Below are 3,263 nucleotides of genomic sequence, written 5' to 3' on the forward strand. Positions count from 1 at the left end.
GCGGCAGCGGCAACTGCAGCACCGGCGGGATCACCTACTACCAGCCAGCCACCGGACCGCTGGCAGCGTACGGCCTCAACGTCTACTAGCCCTCTGATCGGCTCCTATCACGCCTGCCTTTGGTAATTATTGATTGGTCAATCACTAACATCCAAATTAACACTTATGTTTAAAGTGCGTGAAGAGATGCAGTCATACTTAATGTTTTGCTTGTCCAAATTGGGCGGACATGCTAAACCTGAGGCACCTCGGAAATCGCCCCTGCATCCGCGTGCCTGTCAACCCCCACATGGCGCACGGGGAAAGGGTCTGCCGAGCCCATGGGCGGCTACCCCCAGCCGCTCATCCCCTCATGAGGAGGCTCGTAGTGAGTCGTATCCGCATCACTGCCCGAACCGGCGCCATCGCTGTCGCCGTCGGCGCTCTTGCAGCAGGCACTCTGCTCATCGCACCATCCACCCAGGCGGCTCCGGCGCCCGGCCCCGCGTCGGCAGGCACCCACAGCTCGGCCGCACTGGCCAACGTCGTCCGCGCGCTGGACAAGCAGGCCCGGATCCCCGGAACCGCGTGGTCCGTCGACTCGGCGACCTCGCAGGTTGTCGTGTCGCTCGACCAGAGCGTCACCGGCGCGAAGCTCGCCCGGGTCACCGCTGTGGTGTCCCAGTTCGGCACCGCGGTGCGCACGGAGCGGGTAGCCGGCACCTTCCACAAGTACATCTCCGGTGGTGACGCCATCTACGGCGGCCAGTACCGCTGCTCGCTCGGATTCAACGTGCGGACCAGCAGCAACGTCTACTACTTCCTGACCGCCGGCCACTGCGGCAACATCGCCTCCACCTGGTACTCCAACTCCGCCAAGACCGCGGTGCTCGGCAACACGGCCGGCAGCAGCTTCCCGGGCAACGACTACGCGATCGTGAAGTACACCAACGGCAGCACGCCGCCCGGAAACGTCGACCTCTACAACGGCAGCTTCCAGGACATCACCTCGGCCGCCAACGCCTTCGTCGGTGAGGCGGTCAAGCGCAGCGGCAGCACCACCGGTGTGCACGCCGGCAGTGTGACCGCGACCAACGCCACGGTGAACTACGCCGAGGGCACGGTCACCGGTCTGATCAAGACCAACGTGTGCGCTGAGGGTGGCGACTCGGGCGGCTCGCTGTTCGACGGCACCAAGGCGCTCGGCCTGACCTCGGGCGGCAGCGGTACCTGCAGCACCGCCACCGCAATCACGTACTTCCAGCCGGTCACCGAGGCGCTCTCGGTGTACGGCGTCAGCGTCTACTAATCCGTTCCTCCTAGCCGGTCCCGCTAGGCAAGAACTGCTTTCCCCTCCAAGCATGGAACTGCTTTCCCTCCACGTAAGAAGCAGGCCGGTCGCTCGCGCATCGCGCGGGCGGCCGGTTCTGCGTTGTGCGGCTCGCCCGGGTCCGGTGGCGCTGTCTTGTTCACTTTCCTGCGGTAGCAATTTCCCGCTGGCCGGACGGCGGCTCAGCGGAGGTAGGACGCCCCGTTGGCGTCCAGCACGGTGCCACTGAGCCAGACGGGTGCGTCGGTGGCCAGCCATCCGACGGCAGCCGCGATCTCCTCCGGGGTTGCGACCCGGCCGAACGGGCTTTGCGCACGCACCGCGGCACCGTCCGGGCCGTCCAGGACGCCGCGCGCCATCTCGGTGTCGACGAAGCCGGGCGCGACGGCCGCTGCCAGGATGCCGTGCGGTGCCAGGGCGACCGCCAGCGACTGCGTCATGGCATGCAGCGCCGCCTTGCTCGCGCCGTAGGCGGGGGTGACGGGTTCACCCCGGTAGGCACCCCGGGAGCCGACGCTGATCAGGCGGCCACCGGTGGGCCCGGCCGCGCGGTGCAGCAGGTGCTCGACGGTCAGCCAGGCGAGGTTGGCCGGAGCCACCAGGTTCAGCTCCAGCGTCGCGTGCCAGGCTTGCTGCCAGTCGGCGTAGGACGTGGCGTCGATCGGGTGCGCGGCGTAGATGCCGGCGTTGTTGACCAGCACGTCGAGGTCGCCCAGTCCCTCGATGACCTCGGCCACGACCCGCGCGCAGGCGTCCGGCGCGGTGAGGTCACCGGTCACGGCGAGATGCCCGCTGCCGGGCAGCGCGTCACGGACCCGCTCGGCGGCGGCGGTGTCGCGCCCGGCGTGCACCGCGACCCGGTGGCCGGCCGCCGCCAGCGCGTGGGCGATGGCCGCGCCGATGCCGCGGCTGGCTCCGGTTACCAGGCTGCAGGTGGTCACGCGTTGCGACGTTACCGGGCCGCTCCGCCGGCGATTCCGTGGCCGGCGCCGGGGATGAGAGAGTGGGGCCCATGAGCTTCGATGTTGCCGCCGTCCGTGCCGAGTTCCCCGCGCTGGCTGCCGGCGCCGCGCACTTCGACGGGCCGGGCGGCTCGCAGACGCCGCGGGTGGTGGCTCGTGCCATCTCCGATGCGCTGGTGTCGCCGATCGCGAACCGCGGCACGGTGACCCAGGCCGAGCGGAATGCCGAAGCCATCGTGCGGGAGTCGCGGGCAGCGATGGCCGACCTGCTGGGCGCCGATCCGGGCGGCATCGTGTTCGGCCGCAGCATGACCCAGCTGACCTTCGACATCGCGCGGACGCTGGCCGACGGCTGGTCAGCCGGTGACGAGGTGCTGGTCAGCAGGCTGGACCACGATGCCAACGTGCGGCCCTGGGTGATCTGGGCCGAACGGGCCGGCGCCACGGTGCGCTGGATCGACTTCGACCCGGAGGCCACCGAGCTGACACCCCAGCACGTCGCCGACCAGCTCAGTGACCGGACTCGGCTGGTGGCCGTGACCGGTGCCTCGAACCTGCTCGGCACCCGGCCGGACCTGGCAGCGATCGCCGAGCTGGTGCACGGTGCGGGTGCGCTGCTCTACGCCGACGGGGTGCACCTGGCCGCGCACACCGGCATCGACGTCGCGGCGCTCGGAGTGGACTTCTTCGCCTGCTCGCCGTACAAGTTCTTCGGCCCGCACTTCGGGGCGCTGGCCGCGAGCCCGGCGCTGCTGGAGACGCTGCTGCCGGACAAGCTGCTGCCCTCAAGCGATGCGGTGCCCGAGCGCTTCGAGCTGGGCACGCTGCCCTACGAGCTGCTGGCCGGCACCACCGCGGCCGTCGACTACCTGGCTGGTATCGCCGGTGACGACGGGAGCAGGCGCGACCGGCTGGCGGCTTCACATCTTGCCGTGGAGCAGCATGAGACGGCGCTGTGCACCAGGCTCGAGGACGGCCTGGCCGCCATCGGC

Annotated in this window: 3 protein-coding genes; 2 read left to right on the forward strand and 1 reads right to left on the reverse strand. The window is 69.6% G+C overall.

The genetic code is table 11. The features are described from left to right. The first annotated feature begins 367 nt into the window (after positions 1-367). Positions 368-1,288, forward strand: a complete 921-nt coding sequence (locus VF542_RS17105; RefSeq protein WP_408652901.1) for a S1 family peptidase — start codon at positions 368-370, stop codon at positions 1,286-1,288. Between the two features lie 203 nt (positions 1,289-1,491). On the opposite strand, the gene VF542_RS17110 is transcribed toward VF542_RS17105, so the two are convergent. Beyond that, complete coding sequence (locus VF542_RS17110; RefSeq protein ID WP_408652902.1) at positions 1,492-2,250, reverse strand: SDR family NAD(P)-dependent oxidoreductase; 759 nt, start codon at positions 2,248-2,250, stop codon at positions 1,492-1,494. Between the two features lie 71 nt (positions 2,251-2,321). On the opposite strand from VF542_RS17110, the gene VF542_RS17115 reads away from it, so the two are divergent. After that, positions 2,322-3,263, forward strand: a 942-nt coding sequence (locus tag VF542_RS17115) for a cysteine desulfurase-like protein (RefSeq protein ID WP_408652903.1), incomplete at its 3' end; no start/stop codon positions are given.

The sequence above is a fragment of the Jatrophihabitans sp. genome, from assembly GCF_036389215.1.
Lineage (GTDB): Bacteria > Actinomycetota > Actinomycetes > Mycobacteriales > Jatrophihabitantaceae > Jatrophihabitans_A.